The organism is Pantoea cypripedii (assembly GCF_002095535.1).
Lineage (GTDB): Bacteria > Pseudomonadota > Gammaproteobacteria > Enterobacterales > Enterobacteriaceae > Pantoea > Pantoea cypripedii.
Genome location: NZ_MLJI01000001.1, coordinates 246,304 through 264,577, shown reverse-complemented (window position 1 = coordinate 264,577; position 18,274 = coordinate 246,304). Strand labels below are relative to the sequence as shown.

Annotated in this window: 19 protein-coding genes; 5 read left to right on the top strand and 14 right to left on the bottom strand. The window is 56.1% G+C overall.

Translation table 11 applies throughout. The features are described 5' to 3' along the window. From ugpE to HA50_RS01110, 8 genes are all read right to left on the bottom strand, one after another. A complete protein-coding gene (gene ugpE / locus HA50_RS01145; RefSeq protein WP_084871808.1) occupies positions 1–846 on the bottom strand; it encodes a sn-glycerol-3-phosphate ABC transporter permease UgpE in 846 nt (281 codons plus the stop codon). Continuing rightward, positions 843–1,730 carry a sn-glycerol-3-phosphate ABC transporter permease UgpA gene (gene ugpA, locus HA50_RS01140; RefSeq protein WP_084871807.1) on the bottom strand — a complete coding sequence of 296 codons (888 nt, stop codon included), beginning with the start codon at positions 1,728–1,730 and terminating at the stop codon, positions 843–845. The genes ugpE and ugpA overlap by 4 nt, the downstream gene beginning before the upstream one ends. Positions 1,731–1,791: 61 nt before the next feature. Further along, positions 1,792–3,108, bottom strand: coding sequence for a sn-glycerol-3-phosphate ABC transporter substrate-binding protein UgpB (gene ugpB / locus HA50_RS01135; RefSeq protein WP_084871806.1), 1,317 nt, complete (start codon positions 3,106–3,108; stop codon positions 1,792–1,794). A gap of 337 nt (positions 3,109–3,445) precedes the next feature. Next, positions 3,446–4,159 (bottom strand): high-affinity branched-chain amino acid ABC transporter ATP-binding protein LivF, encoded by a 714-nt coding sequence (gene livF / locus HA50_RS01130; RefSeq protein WP_084871805.1) that lies wholly within the window; start codon positions 4,157–4,159, stop codon positions 3,446–3,448. Between the two features lies 1 nt (position 4,160). Further along, positions 4,161–4,928, bottom strand: coding sequence for a high-affinity branched-chain amino acid ABC transporter ATP-binding protein LivG (gene livG / locus HA50_RS01125; protein WP_084871804.1), 768 nt, complete (start codon positions 4,926–4,928; stop codon positions 4,161–4,163). Further along, complete coding sequence (locus tag HA50_RS01120) at positions 4,925–6,196, bottom strand: high-affinity branched-chain amino acid ABC transporter permease LivM (RefSeq protein WP_084871803.1); 1,272 nt, start codon at positions 6,194–6,196, stop codon at positions 4,925–4,927. The genes livG and HA50_RS01120 overlap by 4 nt, the downstream gene beginning before the upstream one ends. Further along, positions 6,193–7,119 carry a high-affinity branched-chain amino acid ABC transporter permease LivH gene (gene livH, locus HA50_RS01115; RefSeq protein WP_084871802.1) on the bottom strand — a complete coding sequence of 309 codons (927 nt, stop codon included), beginning with the start codon at positions 7,117–7,119 and terminating at the stop codon, positions 6,193–6,195. Before livH ends, HA50_RS01120 begins: the two co-directional genes overlap by 4 nt. A 119-nt stretch (positions 7,120–7,238) precedes the next feature. Beyond that, on the bottom strand, positions 7,239–8,366 hold the full coding sequence (locus HA50_RS01110) for a branched-chain amino acid ABC transporter substrate-binding protein (RefSeq protein ID WP_084871801.1): 1,128 nt from the start codon (positions 8,364–8,366) through the stop codon (positions 7,239–7,241). Positions 8,367–8,770: 404 nt separating this feature from the next. On the opposite strand from HA50_RS01110, the gene panM reads away from it, so the two are divergent. Further along, positions 8,771–9,157: an aspartate 1-decarboxylase autocleavage activator PanM gene (gene panM / locus HA50_RS01105; RefSeq protein WP_084871800.1), complete on the top strand. Its 387-nt coding sequence runs from the start codon at positions 8,771–8,773 to the stop codon at positions 9,155–9,157. 53 nt (positions 9,158–9,210) lie between these two features. Here the strand turns inward: panM and rpoH are convergent, their stop codons facing one another. From rpoH to ftsY, 4 genes are all read right to left on the bottom strand, one after another. Further along, on the bottom strand, positions 9,211–10,068 hold the full coding sequence (gene rpoH / locus HA50_RS01100) for an RNA polymerase sigma factor RpoH (protein WP_084871799.1): 858 nt from the start codon (positions 10,066–10,068) through the stop codon (positions 9,211–9,213). Between the two features lie 248 nt (positions 10,069–10,316). After that, positions 10,317–11,300 carry a permease-like cell division protein FtsX gene (gene ftsX / locus HA50_RS01095; protein ID WP_084871798.1) on the bottom strand — a complete coding sequence of 328 codons (984 nt, stop codon included), beginning with the start codon at positions 11,298–11,300 and terminating at the stop codon, positions 10,317–10,319. After that, entirely contained in the window at positions 11,290–11,958 is a 669-nt protein-coding gene (gene ftsE / locus HA50_RS01090) for a cell division ATP-binding protein FtsE (protein ID WP_084871797.1), read from the bottom strand. Before ftsE ends, ftsX begins: the two co-directional genes overlap by 11 nt. Before the next feature lie 5 nt (positions 11,959–11,963). Next, the gene (gene ftsY, locus HA50_RS01085; RefSeq protein WP_084871796.1) at positions 11,964–13,337 is read right to left on the bottom strand and encodes a signal recognition particle-docking protein FtsY; all 1,374 of its coding nucleotides are present in this window, start codon (positions 13,335–13,337) and stop codon (positions 11,964–11,966) included. Positions 13,338–13,567: 230 nt separating this feature from the next. Here ftsY and rsmD point away from each other — a divergent pair, with 230 nt between their 5' ends. Beyond that, positions 13,568–14,158 carry a 16S rRNA (guanine(966)-N(2))-methyltransferase gene (gene rsmD, locus HA50_RS01080; RefSeq protein ID WP_084871795.1) on the top strand — a complete coding sequence of 197 codons (591 nt, stop codon included), beginning with the start codon at positions 13,568–13,570 and terminating at the stop codon, positions 14,156–14,158. After that, on the top strand, positions 14,158–14,427 hold the full coding sequence (locus tag HA50_RS01075; RefSeq protein ID WP_084871794.1) for a DUF1145 family protein: 270 nt from the start codon (positions 14,158–14,160) through the stop codon (positions 14,425–14,427). The genes rsmD and HA50_RS01075 overlap by 1 nt, the downstream gene beginning before the upstream one ends. Positions 14,428–14,445: 18 nt before the next feature. Here the strand turns inward: HA50_RS01075 and HA50_RS01070 are convergent, their stop codons facing one another. Continuing rightward, complete coding sequence (locus HA50_RS01070) at positions 14,446–14,802, bottom strand: DUF2500 domain-containing protein (protein WP_084878273.1); 357 nt, start codon at positions 14,800–14,802, stop codon at positions 14,446–14,448. 165 nt (positions 14,803–14,967) lie between these two features. Here HA50_RS01070 and HA50_RS01065 point away from each other — a divergent pair, with 165 nt between their 5' ends. Together HA50_RS01065 and HA50_RS01060 are read left to right on the top strand one after the other, a co-directional pair. Continuing rightward, positions 14,968–15,597, top strand: a complete 630-nt coding sequence (locus HA50_RS01065; RefSeq protein ID WP_084871793.1) for a lysoplasmalogenase — start codon at positions 14,968–14,970, stop codon at positions 15,595–15,597. Between the two features lie 93 nt (positions 15,598–15,690). Then, complete coding sequence (locus HA50_RS01060; RefSeq protein ID WP_084871792.1) at positions 15,691–17,955, top strand: zinc/cadmium/mercury/lead-transporting ATPase; 2,265 nt, start codon at positions 15,691–15,693, stop codon at positions 17,953–17,955. Positions 17,956–17,974: 19 nt separating this feature from the next. On the opposite strand, the gene tusA is transcribed toward HA50_RS01060, so the two are convergent. Then, complete coding sequence (gene tusA, locus HA50_RS01055) at positions 17,975–18,226, bottom strand: sulfurtransferase TusA (protein ID WP_084871791.1); 252 nt, start codon at positions 18,224–18,226, stop codon at positions 17,975–17,977. Between the last annotated feature and the right edge of the window lie 48 nt (positions 18,227–18,274).

The window sequence follows — 18,274 nt, the reverse complement described above, 5'->3', positions numbered from 1 at the left end:
TTATTTCTCACTCTCCACCAGGCCACGCACAAAGGCACGCTGCATGACTAAAACCACCACCACCGGTGGGATCAGGGTTAATAACATTGCCGCCATCACTTCGTTCCACTGCGTCGGTCCGCCGCTGGTGTTGATCATACTTCTCACCCCAGCGACTGCGGTGCCGAGGCTGGCGTCGTTGATAATCAGCAGCGGCCACAGGTACTGGTTCCAGCCGTAGATAAAGGTGATCACGAACAGCGCCGCCAGGTTGGTCTTCGACAGCGGCAGCACGATGTCCCAGAAGAAACGCATCGGACTGGCACCGTCGATACGCGCGGCTTCAATCAATTCATCCGGCAGTGACATAAAGAACTGACGAAACAGGAAGGTGGCGGTGGCAGACGCCATCAGTGGCAGCGTCAGACCGCTGTAGCTGTCGAGCATATGCAGCGTCGAAATCACTTCCACCGTCGGGAAGATACGCACTTCCACCGGCAGCATCAGGGTGATGAAGATCAGCCAGAAAAATAACGAGCGTAGCGGAAAGCGGAACCACACCAGCGCAAATGCCGACAGCATCGAGACGGTAATTTTTCCCACGGTAATGCCGAGAGCCATCAACAGGCTGTTGAGCAGCATCAGACCAAAGGCCGGGCCACTGCCGTTCACCCCCTGGGTCCAGATGCGGGAAATGTTGTCCCATAAATGCGTGCCAGGGATCAGCGTCATCGGCACCTGATACACCGCGTTGTTATCCAGCGTAGCCGCGACAAAAGCGACATACAGCGGAAACAGAATGGTCAGCACGCCCAGCACCAGCAGCGTGTGGCTGAAGATATCCAGCCCGCGTCGGTTCTCAATCATTGGTATTGCACCTTACGCTCGACAAAGCGGAATTGCAGGATAGTCAGGCCAATCACCAGCAACATCAGTACTACCGATTGCGCCGCCGACGAGGAGAGATCCAGCCCGGTAAAACCTTCGCGATAAATTTTATAGATCAGCGTGGTGGTGGCCTGCACCGGGCCGCCGCCGGTCGCCGCATCGATCACCGGGAAGGTATCGAAGAAGGCGTATACCAGGTTGACCACCAGCAGGAAGAAACTCACCGGGGTGATCAGCGGCAGGGACAGGTTAAAGAAACGACGCACCGGTCCGGCTCCATCAATCGCCGCGGCTTCCACCAGCGATTTAGGGATCGATTGCAGCGCCGCAAAGAAAAACAGGAAGTTGTAGCTCATCTGCTGCCAGATCGACGCCAGAACAATCAGGAACATCGCCTGGCCGCTGTTCTGCGCGTAGTTCCAGTCGTAGCCGATTTGGTTCAGAAGATGGCTGAACAGACCGAGTCCAGGGTTAAACAGGAACATCCACAGCACCGCCGCCACGACCGGAGCCACCGCATAGGGCAGCAACAGCAGGGTTTGATACAGCTTCTTCAGCCGTATCACGTAATCCACCAGCGCCGCCAGCAGTAGCGAAAACAGCATGCCGCATACCGTCACCAGCGTGCTGAACTCAATGGTGGTCCAGAAAGACGCCAGGTAGTATTCATCGTTAAACAGGCGACGGAAGTTATCCAGCCCAACAAAAGTGCTGGAAATACCAAAGGGATCAAGGTTTTGCAGCGAATACCATAGCGCTTCACCCGCTGGCCACAAAAAGAAGATGGCGGTAATCACCAGCTGTGGCAGCACCAGCAAATAAGGTAACAAACGGGAGTGGAATACGGGGCGTGATGAGGACATAGCAGACTCGGTCAGGCAAAAAGATCGGGGCAGATCGCGCAGATCTGCCCCGTTACGGCGGTTACTTCACCTGCTGCTCAAAACGGCGCAGCAGTTCGTTTCCGCGTTTCACTGAGTTATCCAGCGCTGCCTGCGGTGACTGTTTGCCAGTCCACACGCCTTCCAGCTCCTCGTCCACAATGGTACGAATCTGCGGCATGTTGCCCAGACGCATCCCTTTGGTGAACGGCAGCGGATCTTTGTTCAGCATCTGACGCGTCGCAATGTCTGCGCCTGGGTTCTTGTCATAGAAGCCCTGCTGTTTGGTCAGCTCATAAGCGGCGGTGGTGATCGGCAGATAACCGGTTTTCTGGTGCCATTCCGCGGCGATTTCCGGCTGGGCCAGGAACTGCATAAACTCCGCGACACCTTTGTAGGTGTTGGCATCTTTGCCTTTCATCACCCACAGGCTGGCACCACCGATGATGGCGTTCTGCGGTGCGTTCGGTACGGTGGAGTCATACGGCATCATGCCGACACCAAAGTTGAATTTGGCGTAATGTTTGATATCCGCCAGTGAACCGGAAGAGGCTGTGGTGATGCCGCAATCGCCGTTATAGAACTTGGCGGTTGATTCATCTTTACGGCCAAAGTAGGTGAAATCACCCTTCTTGTTCATATCTTCCAGCATCTGGATATGACGAACCTGCACCGGCTTGTTGAATTCCAGCACCGCGTCTGTGCCGTCAAAGCCGTTGTTTTTGGTCGCTACCGGCAGAGCATGCCAGGCGCTGAAGTTTTCAATCTGAATCCAGCCCTGCCAGCCGCTGGCGTAACCACAGGTCATGCCTGCTTTACGCAGCGCATCGGCGTCTTTCGCCAGTTCCTGCCAGGTTTTCGGCGGTTGATCCGGGTTCAGACCGGCTTTTTTGAAGGCGTCTTTGTTGTAGTACAGCACCGGAGTGGAGCTGTTAAACGGCTGGGAGATCAGATGGCCGCTTGAATCGCTGTAGTAGCCCGCCACAGTTGGGACGAACTGTTTTTCATCGAAAGCGATACCGGCATCCTGGAAAACCTGGTGCACCGGCACAATGGCTTTCGATGCCATCATGGTCGCGGTACCCACTTCATACACCTGCAAAATGGCCGGTGCTTTGCCGGTACGTACTGCTGCAATCCCCGCCGCCAGGCTCTGTTCATAGTTGCCTTTGTAGACCGGGACGATTTTGTAGTCTGGGTGAGCCTGGTTAAAACGTTGTGCCAGAGAATCAACTTCTTTGCCTAACTCGCCTTCCATTGAGTGCCAGAAAGGAATTTCGGTAGCAGCCAGCGCATTACCGCTGAGCGCCAGACCGAGCAGAGCACTCATCAGGCGGGGACGAAGCGTAAAAGCGGACATAAAGTTTTCCTGTGCTGTTAGATACGCGCGAAATCACGCATTTTTTGTTCGCGAAGTAACATGACACGGGAAAATGACGGAAAAATAACAGGTTAATGACGGGAATATGACAGGGACAAGAGTTTAGATTGGCGCGATTTTGCCAACCGTACCTGGTGTAGCGGCGCGATTTATCGCGCGCCGTTCAGCCGTTACGGTGGCAAAAAAACAGCGCGATAAATCGCGCCGCTACGGCTCCGTGCGGTTCCTGGCCTGGTCGGCATTAATGCCGACCCTACATCTGTAGGGTGCGAATTTATTCGCACCAGGGATTGACGCTCAAGACGGTAGCTACAGGTCAGGCACCCAAATATGCACTACGTACCGCTTCGTTGGATAACAACGCCTCGCCGGTATCCTCCAGCACCACATGCCCGTTCTCCAGCACGTAGCCACGGTCGGCCAGTTTCAGCGCCTGGTTGGCGTTCTGCTCCACCAGGAAGATGGTCATCCCTTCTTTACGCAGCTGTTCGATGGTGTCGAAAATCTGCTGAATGATGATCGGCGCGAGGCCCAGTGACGGTTCATCCAGCAACAGCAGACGCGGCTGGCTCATCAGCGCACGGCCAATCGCCAGCATCTGCTGCTCACCGCCCGACATGGTGCCTGCACGCTGCACCTTACGCTCTGCCAGACGTGGGAACAGATCATAAACGCGTTCAATACGCTCCTGATACTGGCTACGGCTGGCAAAGAAGCCACCCATTGCCAGGTTCTCTTCCACTGTCATGCGCGAAAACACCCGCCGCCCTTCCGGCACGATGGCGATCGCCTCGCGCATAATGCGCGCGGTTTGCCAGTCGGTAATGGTTTTGCCATCAAACGTGATGGCACCCGAGGTGGCGCGCGGCTCGCCGCACAGCGTGCCGAGCAGCGTGGTTTTACCCGCACCGTTGGCACCGATCAGGGTGACAATCTCTCCCTGATTGATATACAGGCTGACGTTATGCAGCGCCTGAATTTTGCCGTAATGCGCGCTGACGTTTTCAATAGTTAACATCGGGTTGGCCATGTTATGCCTCTCCTAAATAGGCACGGATCACGTCCGGGTTGTTACGAATCTCTTCCGGCGTGCCATTGGCCAGCGGCGTTCCCTGATTGACCACGTAGATGCGATCAGAAATCCCCATCACCAGCTTCATATCATGTTCGATCAACAACACCGACACCTTATGCTCGCCACGCAGTTCCGCGATCAGCTCGTCCAGTTCGTGTGTCTCTTTCGGGTTAAGACCGGCGGCAGGCTCATCCAGCATCAGGATTTCCGGACGCGTCACCATACAGCGCGCAATCTCCAGCCGACGCTGCTGACCATAAGCCAGGTTACCCGCCTGGCGATTCGCCAGTTCGAGCAGACCAATACGCTCCAGCCAGGTCGCGGCACGGTCCAGCGCTTCACTTTCCCCTTTGCGGAAAGCCGGGGTTTTAAACAACCCGGAGAACACGCCGCTTTTCAGATGCTGATGTTGCGCCACCAGCAGGTTTTCAATCACCGTCATCTCACGGAACAGACGCACGTGCTGGAAGGTACGCACAATGCCCATGCGCGCGATTTTCTGCCCCGGCAATCCTTCCAGATGCTGGTCGCGCAGTTTGATGCTGCCACCCGTTGGCTTGTAGAAACCGGTCAGACAGTTGAACACCGTGGTTTTACCGGCACCATTCGGGCCGATCAGCGACACGATTTCCTGCTCACGCAGTTCCAGCGCTACGTTGTTCACCGCCAGCAGGCCACCAAAGCGCATCATCAGGCCTTCTACCGCTAATAAAGGCTGACTCATGCCTGCTCTCCCGCTTTACCCTGTTTCAGTTTCAGATGCGGACGTTTCATCGGCAGCAGACCCTGCGGACGCCAAATCATCATCAGCACCATTAAGCCACCCAGCACCAGCATGCTGTATTCATTCAGATCGCGCATCAGCTCGCGCGACACCACCAGCAGCACCGCCGCGAGGATCACGGCAAACTGCGATCCCATCCCACCCAGCACCACAATCGCCAGCACAAACGCCGACTCGACAAAGGTGAAGGATTCCGGGCTGACAAAGCCCTGGCGCGCGGCAAACAACGTACCGGCAAACCCGGCGAAGGCCGCACTGATGGTGAACGCCGTCAGCTTGATACGCGTCGGGCTGAGGCCGAGGGAACGACAGGCGATTTCATCTTCGCGCAGCGCTTCCCAGGCACGTCCCAGCGGCATGCGCAGCAGACGGTTGATGATAATCAGCGTCAGCACCACCAGCAGCAGCGCGACCAGATAGAGGAAAATAACGCGGTCATTCGGGTCGTATTTCAGGCCAAACACCTCATGGAAGGTGCCCCAGCCGCCTTCGCTGACCTTACGGCCAAACTCCAGACCAAATAAGGTCGGTTTCGGGATCTGCGCGATGCCGTTCGGACCACCGGTAATGGCGGTGTTATTCAGCAGCAGGATACGCACAATCTCGCCAAAGCCGAGGGTGACGATCGCCAGGTAATCACCGCGCAGACGCAGCACCGGGAAGCCGAGCAACAAACCAAACGCCCCGGCCACCAGCCCCGCCAGCGGCAGGCTCTGCCAGAAACCAAAACCGTAGTAGTGATTCAGCAAGGCGAAGGTGTAAGCACCGATGGCATAGAAGCCGCCGTAGCCCAGTACCAGCAAGCCAGACAACCCCACCACCACGTTAAGACCCAGCCCCAGCATCACGTAGATCAACGTCAGGGTGGCGATATCCACACTGCCGCGCGACACCAGGAACGGCCAGATCACCGCCGCGACGATAAACAGCACCATTACCAGCTTCTGCTTCGGCGTTGAACCATCAAAGCCCGGCAGCACCAGCCCGTTGCCGCCACGTTTCAACACACCCTGGAATAACGGACGCAACAGCTGGAACAAAAACACCACGCCGCAACCGACAAAAATCCAGTTCCAGCGCACCGTTCCGGCATTCGACACCACCAGTTTGGTGCCATCAAGATCAAGGCGCATGCCCATAAAAAAGGTGGCAAGCACCAGCAACATCACCGTTGAGACAACGGCGTTAACCAGACCGAGGCGCTTCATACTTTTTCCACCTCCGGACGGCCAAGGATGCCGGTCGGCATGACCAGCAGCACCACAATCAGCAGCGCAAAGGAAACCACATCTTTATATTCGGTGGAGAGATAAGCCGACGTCAGCGCTTCGGCAATGCCCAGTACCAGGCCGCCAATCATCGCGCCCGGAATGCTGCCAATGCCACCCAGCACCGCGGCGGTAAAGGCTTTCATCCCCGCCATAAAACCGATAAACGGGTTGATGGAGCCGTAGAACTGCCCCAGCAACACCCCGGCAACGGCCGCCATCGCCGCGCCAATCACAAAGGTCAGCGAAATCACGCGGTCGGTGTTGATGCCCAGCAAGCTGGCCATTTTCAGGTCTTCCGCGCAGGCACGGCAGGCGCGGCCCATGCGCGAATAACGGATAAAAATCGTCAGTGCCAGCATGGCGATAAAGGTCACCACCCAGATCATCAGCTGCATGGTGGAGAGCGTGGCGGCAAAGCCGTTGCTTTCGCCCAGCGTCCATTGGCCGGTGATCAGGCTCGGCAGCGCGAGATCGCGCGAGCCTTGCGTCAGGCTGACGTAGTTTTGCAGGAAGATCGACATACCGATGGCGGAGATCAGCGCGATCAGGCGCTTCGAGGAACGAACCGGCTTATAAGCCACACGTTCGATGCTCCAGCCGTAGGCGCTGGAGATGATGATCGCCATGACAAACCCAGCGGCAATCATCAGCCAGGTGGTGTCGATGCCCATCATCATCAGCGCGGCAATCACGATAAAGGAAACATAGCTACCGATCATGTACACCTCGCCATGGGCGAAGTTAATCATGCCGATAATGCCGTAAACCATGGTGTACCCGATGGCAATCAGCGCATAGGTGCTGCCCAGGGTCACTCCGTTGAACATCTGCTGGAGGAAGTAGAGGAACTGCTCGGACATAACAAGTACCTTAGAAACACGTCCGTGATGGTAAATCGTTACCGCGACTGGCGGTAAATTGACCGGATTTGATGAAGGGCGACCTGAAGGCCGCCCTGATTTCGTGCTGGATGCAACGATTACTTAATCGCTGTAGATGAGCCGTCTTTGTGCCACTTGAAGATGCCGAATTCGAAGCCCTTCAGGTCACCTTTCTGATCCCAGCTCAGGTCGCCCATCACTGTCGGCACTGGTGCGCCTTCTTTCAGGTTCTTCGCGATAGCATCCGGCTCGTCGCTTTTGCTGCGTTCGATACCGGCTACCAGTGACTGAATCGCGGCATAGGTGGTCCAGACGAACGGACCGGTCGGATCTTTGCGGTTCGGTGCGCTGTTGGCTTTGATAGCATCAACGATGGCTTTGTTGCCCGGCAGCTGGTCATAACGCTTCGGCAGCGTCACGTACAGGCCTTCAGACGCATCACCCGCGATGTTAGACAGCGAAGCGTTGCCCACACCCTCTGGTCCCATAAAGCCCGCGTTCAGGCCTGCCGCTTTCGCCTGGCGCAGAATCTGGCCCAGCTCCGGGTAGTAACCACCGTAGTAAACGAAATCGACGTTATCTTTCTTCAGACGCGCAATCAGAGTGGAGAAATCCTTATCACCGGCGGTGATACCCTCGAACAGCACCACGTTGCCGCCTTTGGCTTTCAGGGTTTTCTGCACGGATTCCGCCAGGCCCTGGCCATACTGCTGCTTATCATGCACCACCGCGATACGTTTCGGTTTGATGGTGTCCAGGATGTAGTTAGCCGCTGTCGGGCCCTGATCGGAGTCGAGGCCGGTGGTGCGCATCACATCAGCATAACCACGCGCCGTCAGTTCCGGTGCGGTAGCTGCCGGGGTGATCATCAGCACGCCTTCGTCATTATAGATGTCGGATGCAGGCTGGGTTGAAGAGGAGCAGAGGTGGCCGATAACGTATTTGATGCCATCGTTAACCACTTTGTTAGCCACTGCTACCGCTTGTTTCGGGTCACAGGCATCATCATATTCCACGCCCACCAGCTTATCGCCGTTGACGCCGCCTTTGGCGTTGATGTCCTTGATGGCCTGCGCTGCACCGGTAAATTGCATGTCGCCATACTGGGCTACCGGACCGGTTGCCGCACCAACGATGGCAATTTTGATGTCTTTTGCCAGCGCCGCGTGGCTCATCGCCAGCGCCACGCAGCCCGCCAGTAATGCGCGTCCTTTACTCATTTTCATGCGAACTTCCCCATCTGTTGTGTCGTGTCTGTTGTGTGTTGGTTTATTTTCTGCCAGTGAAAGAGGAAAACTGATTCAGGAATAATGAGTTAGCGCACTTTTCTGGCATTTATAGGTAATAAGGTGTTATTTTTCAGGTTATTAAACAGGAACTTTCTTCTGTAAATCAACTGACATATTCAGTAATGACCAAGTCAGACAGCAGAATACTCTGGTTGTTATGGCCACATTTTAGCCACCTTACCAGCTCATTATGCTGGCTTAATGCGCAACTCTCGGACTGTTAAACCACAATCCTGGCAAACCGGATGTTGTTTGACCTGTTTTTATCGAAAAAAAGTGACAGCGCTCTGACTGTCTAAATTCGCTACACTATGCCCTTTGCACTAGTACAGGTACGGGTAATGAAGCTCACTATTCAGCGCTTAACATCGTTGACGACGCAGGATCGTATCGACCTGACCAAAGTCTGGCCTGAGTTCGATATTTCGCAACTGGAAGCTCAGCTCAGCGAAACGCAGCGTGTCTATGCCGCGCGTTTTAATGACCGCCTGCTGGCGGCGCTGCAACTGACGATTCAGGGCACTCAGGGAAAAATTACCCATCTCAGCGTGCGTGAAGTCACGCGTCGCCGTGGGGTGGGCAAATATTTACTGGAAGAGACGCTGGCGCAGAACAGCTCACTGGCGGATTGGTGGATTGCTGATGACGGCGAGGCCAACCAGGGCATACGCGCCGCGTTTATGCAGGCTTGCGGTTTTCGTGCGCAGGTTGATGGCTGGATTCGATAAATTGCGGGCATAAAAAAGGCGACTCCGGGAGTCGCCTGTTTTTCTGAGCCTTATCAGGCTTCAATCGCCATACGCAGTTTCTTCATGGCGTTCTTTTCCAGCTGGCGCACACGCTCTGCGGAAACGCCGTATTGGTCGGCCAGTTCCTGCAACGTGGTTTTGTTTTCTTCATCCAGCCAGCGCGCACGGATAATGTGCTGACTACGCTCGTCCAGCCCCTGCATCGCGTCGGTCAGTTTGTCGGCGGCGTGCGCATCCCAGTTATCCTCTTCGATGCCGTCGGCAAAGTCAGAGGTTTTATCCTGCAGATACAGCACCGGAGCCATGCTTTTGCTTTCGCCACTTTCGTCATCAGACGACATGTCGAAAGTCATGTCCTGCGCTGCCATACGGGATTCCATTTCGCGCACGTCTTTGCTGCTCACGCCCAGCTCACGCGCTACCATTTCCACTTCGTCCTGGTTAAACCAGCCCAGACGCTGCTTGGTTTTACGCAGATTAAAGAACAGCTTACGCTGTGCTTTGGTGGTAGCGACCTTCACGATACGCCAGTTACGTAGTACGTACTCGTGAATCTCAGCTTTAATCCAGTGCACGGCAAACGACACCAGACGCACACCCACTTCAGGATTGAAGCGGCGCACCGCCTTCATCAGGCCGATGTTGCCTTCCTGAATCAGGTCCGCCTGTGGCAAGCCGTAACCGGAATAGTTACGAGCGATATGAACAACAAAGCGCAGATGAGACAGGATCAGCGTCTTAGCTGCATCCAGATCGCCCTGGTAATGCAGCCGTTCAGCCAGCGCTTTTTCCTCTTCTGCCGATAGCATCGGCCAGACGTTGGCGGCCCGGATATACGATTCCAGGTTACCAAGAGGAGCAATAGCTAAAGTTTGCATTTCTTTGGTCATTCAAACCCTCACAAATTCAGTTGAATATTGCCGCACATTTCTTTGGGCAGACGATACAGTATGTCAACGTCACCCGAAATCCGAAAGCAATCTGTGCTACCGAACTTAGAGATCAAAGTTATCCACAAGTTCCATAGTAACAGTGAATATTTTACACACAGATGACAGGAAGGGAAGCGGAGAAAAAATCCTCTGCGCCCGAGTGTCGGCAGCAGAGGACTATTATACCAAAAAAATGTGTCAGACGTTTACTGCGGCGTAAATCGGCGTAAATGTTGTACTGTCGCCAGCCAGGCGGCAATCCAGCCAATAATTGCAGCAATCAGCAGCAGCAGCAGCCCTTCATCCCAGGAAAACCCTTCCAGAACAAAGGTGGTGCCGAACACCGTGGCCACCTGCGCCACCACGGATTGCAGACGCAGCACCAGCACTTCCGACAGGATCAGCGACAACACCGCACCGCTAAAACCGAGCAAGGCACCGCCATACAGGAACGGACGCAGAATAAAGCCGTCGGTGGCACCGATCAGCTTCTGCACATTAATGGTATCGCGACGGGCAAAGATGCTAAGGCGCACGCTGTTACCAATCACCAGGAACACCGCAATCACCATCAACAGGCCGATCATCGAGGCAATTTGTCCGACCAGACCGGTCAGCGCCGCCAGACGGGCAAACCAGCTGTCGTCCATCCGCACTTCATCCACGCCCTGCACTTTCGCCACGCGGTCGCGCAGATTCGCCATGGTATCGGAGTTCTGGAAATTCAGCTTCGGGGTGATGATCGCCACCGCAGGCAACGGATTCTGCTCCAGCATGTCCATTGCACCACCAAAACCAGACCAGTTGCGGAACTCGTTGAGCGCCTCTTCACGCGTCAGATAATTGACGTTATCCACGCCGTCCAGCTGCTTAAGCTGTGCGGTGACGTTTTCTGCGGCGGTATCATCCAGCGTTTTGGAGAGATACACCGTCAGCTGCGGCGCCGGATACCACTGGGTCGCCGCCTGACTGACGTTTTTCCACACCATATAGCAGACGCTCGGCAGCGTCAGCGAAATAGCGATAACCATCACCGTCAGCAGCGTCGCCAGCGGCTGACGCCACATATCTGACAGCGTGCCGCGCAGCGCATAGCGCCATTGTTCCTGCCAACCGCCCTTCAGCGCTTTGCTTTTCGGCTGTTGCTTCGCTTTCGGCGCAGGGGGGCGCTTATTGCGTTTATTGACCATCATGGCCTCCGTGCAGGCGTCCCTGATTGAGCGTCATCATGCGGTAGTTACGCCGGGCGATCAGTCCCATATCATGGGTCGCCATCAATACCGTGACACCCACGCGATTGAACTCTTCAAACAGGCGCAAAATATCTTCTGACAACGCTTCATCAAGGTTACCGGTCGGTTCATCCGCCAGCAAAACTGCGGGTTTATTCACCACGGCACGGGCAATCCCGACGCGCTGTTGTTCACCGCCAGAAAGCTGAATCGGGAAACTTTTCGCTTTGTCGAGCAGGCCGACTTTATCCAGCGCCGCCGACACGCGACGACGGATGTCCTCACCGCTGGCACCCGAGATAATCAGCGGGATTGCCACGTTGTCATACACTGAACGGTCCATCAGCAGATGGTGATCCTGGAAGATCATGCCAATCTGGCGACGTAAAAAGGGCACTTCGCTATTCCGCAGCCGGGTAATGTCGTGCCCGCTGAACCAGATCTGCCCGGCGCTCGGGCGCTCAATGCCACAAATCAGCTTCAGTAAGGTACTTTTCCCCGCGCCAGAGTGGCCGGTCAGAAACGCCATTTCGCCGGGGCGCAGATGGAAATCCACCCCCTGGAGCGCCTGGCGTCCGCCCAGATATGCCTTACTGACCTCTTCAAAGCGAATCATCCCAATTAGTCCTCTCGGGCAAACAGTGCCTCAATAAAGTCTGCGGCCTTAAACGGCCGTAAATCCTCGATGCCTTCCCCGACACCGATATAACGAATCGGAATGCCAAACTGATCGGCAACCGAGAAGATCACACCGCCTTTCGCGGTGCCATCCAGTTTTGTTAGCGTGATGCCAGTCAGACCCACCGCCTCATGGAACAGTTTGGCCTGGCTAATCGCGTTTTGCCCGGTGCTGGCATCAATCGTCAGCATCACTTCGTGCGGCGCATCTTCATCCAGCTTTTTCATCACACGGGTGATTTTCTTCAGTTCTTCCATCAGGTGCGATTTGTTCTGCAGACGACCCGCCGTATCGGCAATCAGGACATCGACATTACGCGCTTTCGCTGCCTGGATGGCATCAAAAATCACTGACGCGGAATCGGCACCGGTATGCTGCGCGATAACCGGGATGTTATTGCGCTGGCCCCAAACCTGAAGCTGCTCAACCGCAGCGGCGCGGAACGTATCGCCTGCCGCCAGCATCACAGATTTCCCTTCGGCCTGGTACTGACGCGCCAGCTTACCGATGGTGGTGGTTTTACCCACGCCGTTGACACCCACCATCAGAATGACGAACGGCGTTTTGCCCGCAACATCCAGTGGTGCATCGACTTTGTCGAGAATGCCGGCCATCTCTGCCTTCAGTAAACCGTATAAGGCTTCTGCATCGCGCAGCTGTTTACGGTTCGCCTGCTGGGTCAGATTGGTGATAATACGGCGCGTGGTTTCGACGCCAACGTCCGCAATCAGCAGCTGTTCTTCCAGCTCCTCAAACAGATCGTCATCGATTTTCTTGCCGCGGAACAGCCCGATAAATCCGGAACCGAGGTTTTCACGGGTTTTTACCAGGCTGCGTTTCAGACGGGCAAAGAAGCCCTCTTTGGTTGGACGCTCCTGCTCCTGCTGAACAATCGGCGCGGCAGCCAGCGGCAGATCGCTGACGGTGTCCTCCGCTGCCGCTTCCTCAGGCGCCGTTTCAGCCAGTGCCAGCGCTTCCAGTTCTTCATCGCTCAGCGCGATGTCATCGTCCTGCGCCAGCGCTTCAGGCTCTGGCTGTTCTTCAATCGGCGCAACTTCCGGTTGAGCGATCGCTACCGGCACAACCTCTTCTTCAACGACGGCAATAACCGGCTCGGCCTGCTGTTCGGCCACCTGTTCAGTGACGGCGACGGTTGCTTCAGCCTGCGCTTCGGCGCGATCTAACGCGCTCTCCTCAACGGCTGGCTCCTGAGCGACTTCAGCAGGTTGCTGCTTATCTTCCGCTGGCTGTTGCGTCTCTTCTTCTTTGCCAAAACCTAGCCAAGAAAAAAAGCCGCGTTTTTTCTCTTTTGCCATTGTGTGACTACACTCCTCGATGGCTTATTCCCGGTAGCACGCTGTTCCCAGGGGATAAAAAATTCAATTTACAGGTTGTGAGCCGCGTAAAAATCAGTGAATTACGCGTGCCATACCAACTCACTAGTCTAACACTTTCCAGCCAGCGCACCACAGCACCCTTTTTTACGTTTCTTCTGCCTGCCACGCCCGTTAAACTACGCAACAAATTATGACGAGTTGTGAGCAAAATGAGTAAATCCCCCCGCAGCAGCGGCGCTGCTGGTCAGATCCGCATCATTGGTGGCCAGTGGCGCGGCCGCAAATTGCCGGTCCCCGATAGCACGGGCCTGCGTCCGACCACCGATCGGGTACGTGAAACCCTGTTTAACTGGCTGGCCCCGGATATTCAGCAGGCGCGTTGCCTGGATTGTTTTGCTGGCAGCGGCGCGCTCGGACTGGAAGCGCTGTCGCGTTTTGCCGCCTCCGCCACGCTGCTGGAGCTGGAACGCCCGGTGGCGCAGCAACTGACGCAAAACCTGCAAACGCTGCGTGCCAGTAACGGCAAAGTCGTACAAACCAATACGCTGCAATGGCTGAGCCAGCCGGGTGAGCCTTTTGATGTGGTGTTCGTCGATCCGCCATTTCGTAAGGGGTTATTACAGGAGACGCTGGCCCTGCTGGAGCAAAACGGCTGGCTGGCGGAAGAAGCGCTAATCTATGTCGAAAGCGAAGTGGAACATGGCGCGTTACCGGTGCCTGCTAACTGGGATCTTTATCGCGAGAAAATTGCCGGGCAAGTCGCCTATCGCTTATACCAACGCCAACAAGGAGATGCGTGATGTGGCTTAATCTGGGACGTTTATTGATGATCTGCGTCTGGGCATTTTTACTGCTGAATCTGGTGCACCCGTTTCCTGTGCCGCTGCGCTATTTTGTGCATGTCGCGCTGTTCTTTATGATCATCATGCATGGATTGCAGCTGGTGTTGCTGCGCGCCACGCAGCCGAAAGAAGCGCCAAAGCTGGGACAAGCCACGCAATGGAAGATTTTCTTTTTTGGCGTATTTGAACTGCTGGCATGGCAGAAGAAACATTACCCGAAAGGATAATGTTGCTTCCCGTACCGATCAGGGCACCGGCGTAAAACTCACGAACCGGCTGCCCTGCATTTTCAGCTCGCCCTTCACGCCTTTATCCATCTGATGATAATCGCCAGCATTGATGATCAATTTGAAATCCCCGGCGCCATTCAGAGGATGGAACCAGGCTTCATAACGCATATCTTCCCCGGCAATCACTTCGCGCTGACGCGAGCGGCGATTGGGTGACGGATATTCACGCTTGGTTTTAACCTCTACACTCAGGGAGCGGATCGGAGAAGCATCGTTCACCGCGGTTTCGCGGCGCTGTTTAATAAACTGACGGGTCGCCAAAACGGCAATAATCGCCAGAACGATAAAAAAGAGTAGCGGTGGTTTGCTCATGTTTTCGCTCGTGCTTTGCGTTAGTGTCGGAAAGGTAAAGACGACAAAGCATACAACCAGAGTTGCCCGATTGTCACATTCATCGCCGGTAACATACACTGGGTTGGCGATTTTGGGAAAATTCATCAGACTGGCGGACAACACGTCCAGAAAAAGGGAGAAAACATGCTTTGGTCTTTCCTTGCCGTACTTTTTTCCGGTTGGCTCTATGTCGATGCAACCTACCGTGGCCCCCAATGGCAGCGCTGGTTATTTAAACCCGTCACCCTGCTGCTGCTGTTAGCCTGGGCCTGGCAAGCGCCCACCTTCAACACCACCGACTATCTGATTGTGGCTGGTCTGGTCGCCACACTGCTTGGCGATGCCCTGACGCTGCTACCGCGCCAGCAGATGCTGTATGCCCTTGGGGCGTTCTTTCTTTCGCATCTGCTCTACACCATCAGCTTCGCCGCGCATATGACGGTGAGTTTCTTCTGGCCGATCCCGCTCACGCTCTTGATCATTGGCGTGGTGCTGATTGGCATCATCTGGACGAAACTGGAGGAACTGCGCTGGCCGGTTTGCACCTTTATCGGTATGACGCTGGTGATGAACTGGGTGGCCGCCGAGAACTACTTCTTCCGTCCGACTGATTACAGCTTCTCGCTGCTGGTCGGTGCCGGGCTGTTGCTGCTGGCGAATATCATCTGGTTTATCACGCATTATCGCCGCCGGGTCAGTGCCGACAGTGCTATCGTGGCGGCCTGCTACTTCGCCGGTCACTTTATGATTGTGCGTTCTTTATGGATCAACTGAAGAAAAAGTAACCTTAACGCTTGACTCTGGAGTCCACTCCAGAGTGTAGCATCAGGGTACGGGTTAATGCCCGTCCCTGAATCCGGAGGTTACATGCATCAACATTCTCACCCCTGCGGCTGTACTAAAAACCACAGCAAACCGCAGCCACTGTGCGGCATCAGCAGCGCCCGCCCGGTGACGCTCCAAATTTCCGCCGCCCAACCGGTAACGCCAGAAAGCAGCTGTGACTGCTACGACAGCGGCAGTCCCGGCGGTGGCGACGCCGACGAAGAAAGCGACAGGCCCGGCCCTGGCACCCAACAATTCCGCTGGCAAATTGCTGGCATGGATTGCCCGAGCTGCGCCCGCAAAATCGAAAACGCGGTACAAAAACTGCCGCAGGTGCACAGCGCCCGCGTGATCTTTGCCAGTGAAAAACTGGTCGTCGATGCTGAAAACGATATTCGTCCAGCCATTGAGCAGGCGGTGAAAAACGCTGGTTTCAGCCTGATCTCCTCCGATCCACAGATTCAGCCCAGCCGTTTACAGGAAAATGCCGGTTTGCTGCTGCTGGGCGTGTTAATGCTCGCCAGCTGGCTGCTGAGCCAGGTCTCGCCCGTCTGGGGCGATCGTCTGTTTATTGCCACCACCCTGGTCGGTTTATTGCCGATCGCGCGCAGTGCCTGGCGTTTGCTGCGCAGCGGCTCCCCCTTCAGTATCGAAACCCTGATGACGCTGGCCGCCGCCGGTGCGCTGGTGATTGGCGCACACGCCGAAGCGGCGATGGTGCTGCTGCTGTTCCAGCTGGGGGAACGACTGGAAGCCTATGCGGCCACCCGCGCCCGCCGTGGCGTGACTGCGCTGATGGCACTGCGTCCCGACACCGCCATCCGTGTGCGCGGCACGCAGCGCCAGCAGGTCGCGCTGGCGGATTTGCAGCCCGGCGATGTGATTGAAGTCGCTGCCGGGGGGCGCTTACCCGCCGATGGCGAACTGCTTAGCCACAGCGCCAGCTTTGACGAAAGCGCCCTCACCGGTGAATCAATACCCGTGGCACGCCAGCCTGGTGAAACGGTGATGGCCGGGGCCACCAGCGTTGATCGTCTGGTGACGCTGAAAGTGCTCTCGGAACCAGGCCACAGCGCCATTGACCGCATCCTGCAACTGATTGAAGAAGCGGAAAGCCATCGTGCGCCGGTGGAACGTTTTATTGACCGTTTCAGCCGTCTCTACACCCCGGCGATTATGCTGCTGGCGTTGCTGGTGATGGTGCTGCCGCCGTTGCTGGCTGGCGCTGAGTGGTTGCCGTGGATCTATAAAGGGCTGACATTGCTGCTGATCGGTTGTCCCTGTGCACTGGTGATCTCCACGCCGGCGGCCATCACCTCCGGCCTGGCTGCCGCTGCACGTCAGGGCGCATTGATCAAAGGTGGTGCCGCGCTGGAACGACTCAGCCGCGTCAGGATGATGGCATTCGATAAAACCGGCACGCTGACCGAAGGTAAGCCACAGGTCACCGACATCGTCGCTTTCAGCAACGAGCAGCCAGAGCAATTGCTGGCGCTGAGCGCGGCGGTTGAACAGGGTTCCAGCCATCCACTGGCGCTGGCGATTGTAGCGGAATCGGTACGTCGGCGGCTTACCCTGCCCGCCGCCAGCAATCAGCAGACGCTGGCAGGCAGCGGGATTCAGGCGAATATTCACGGTATCAGCTATCAGTTGCTGGCACCGCGTGAGGTAACAAACCTGGCTGATGAACAGCAGCAAAGCATTGCGCAGTATGAAGCGCAGGGCAAAACCGTGGTGGTATTGTTGCAGGATACACGCCCGTTAGGTCTGCTGGCGTTGCAGGATCGGTTGCGTGCAGAGGCGGTTACCGCGCTGGCCGCGCTGCAAAAACTCGGTATCAGCAGCCTGATGCTAACGGGCGATAACCCGCGCGCCGCAGCGGCGATCGCGGCAGAGTTGCAGATTGATTATCGCGCCGGTCTGCTGCCTGCGGACAAAGTCACTGCCGTACGTGAGCTGGATACCCAACATCCGCTGGCGATGATTGGCGATGGCATCAACGATGCCCCGGCGATGAAAGCCGCCACGTTGGGCATTGCAATGGGAAGCGGGACTGATGTGGCACTGGAAGCCGCCGATGCGGCACTAACGCAAAACCGCCTGGCGATTCTGCCACGCACCGTGGCGCTCGCCCGCCGCACGCGGCGCATTATTCGTCAGAATATCGCGCTGGCACTCGGGCTGAAGGCATTGTTCCTGGTCACCACGCTGCTCGGTTTTACCGGTTTGTGGCTGGCGGTGCTGGCGGATTCTGGTGCCACCGCGCTGGTTACCGCCAATGCGCTGCGGTTACTGCGTTCGCGCTAGCAGCAATGGATGCCTGACATCAGGCATCCGTTCCTTTTTTTATAAGATATTGATACGGCAGGGTTTCCGTTTGCTGCGCCAGCAGGGTATGTTCCATAAAACGGCAAAAGCCGGGAATATCACGCGTAGTGGCCGGATCGTCAGCGATAATCAGCAGGGTTTCACCCGCCTGCATCTGACGCACCGTTTTGCGCACCATCATCACCGGCTCCGGGCAACGCAGGCCAAGGGCATCGAGGGTATGGTCCGGCTCGGGAAAAAGATCGCTCATGATTCTCTGTCTGCTAACAAGTAAGGCCGCTCATTCTAGCGCGCCCGA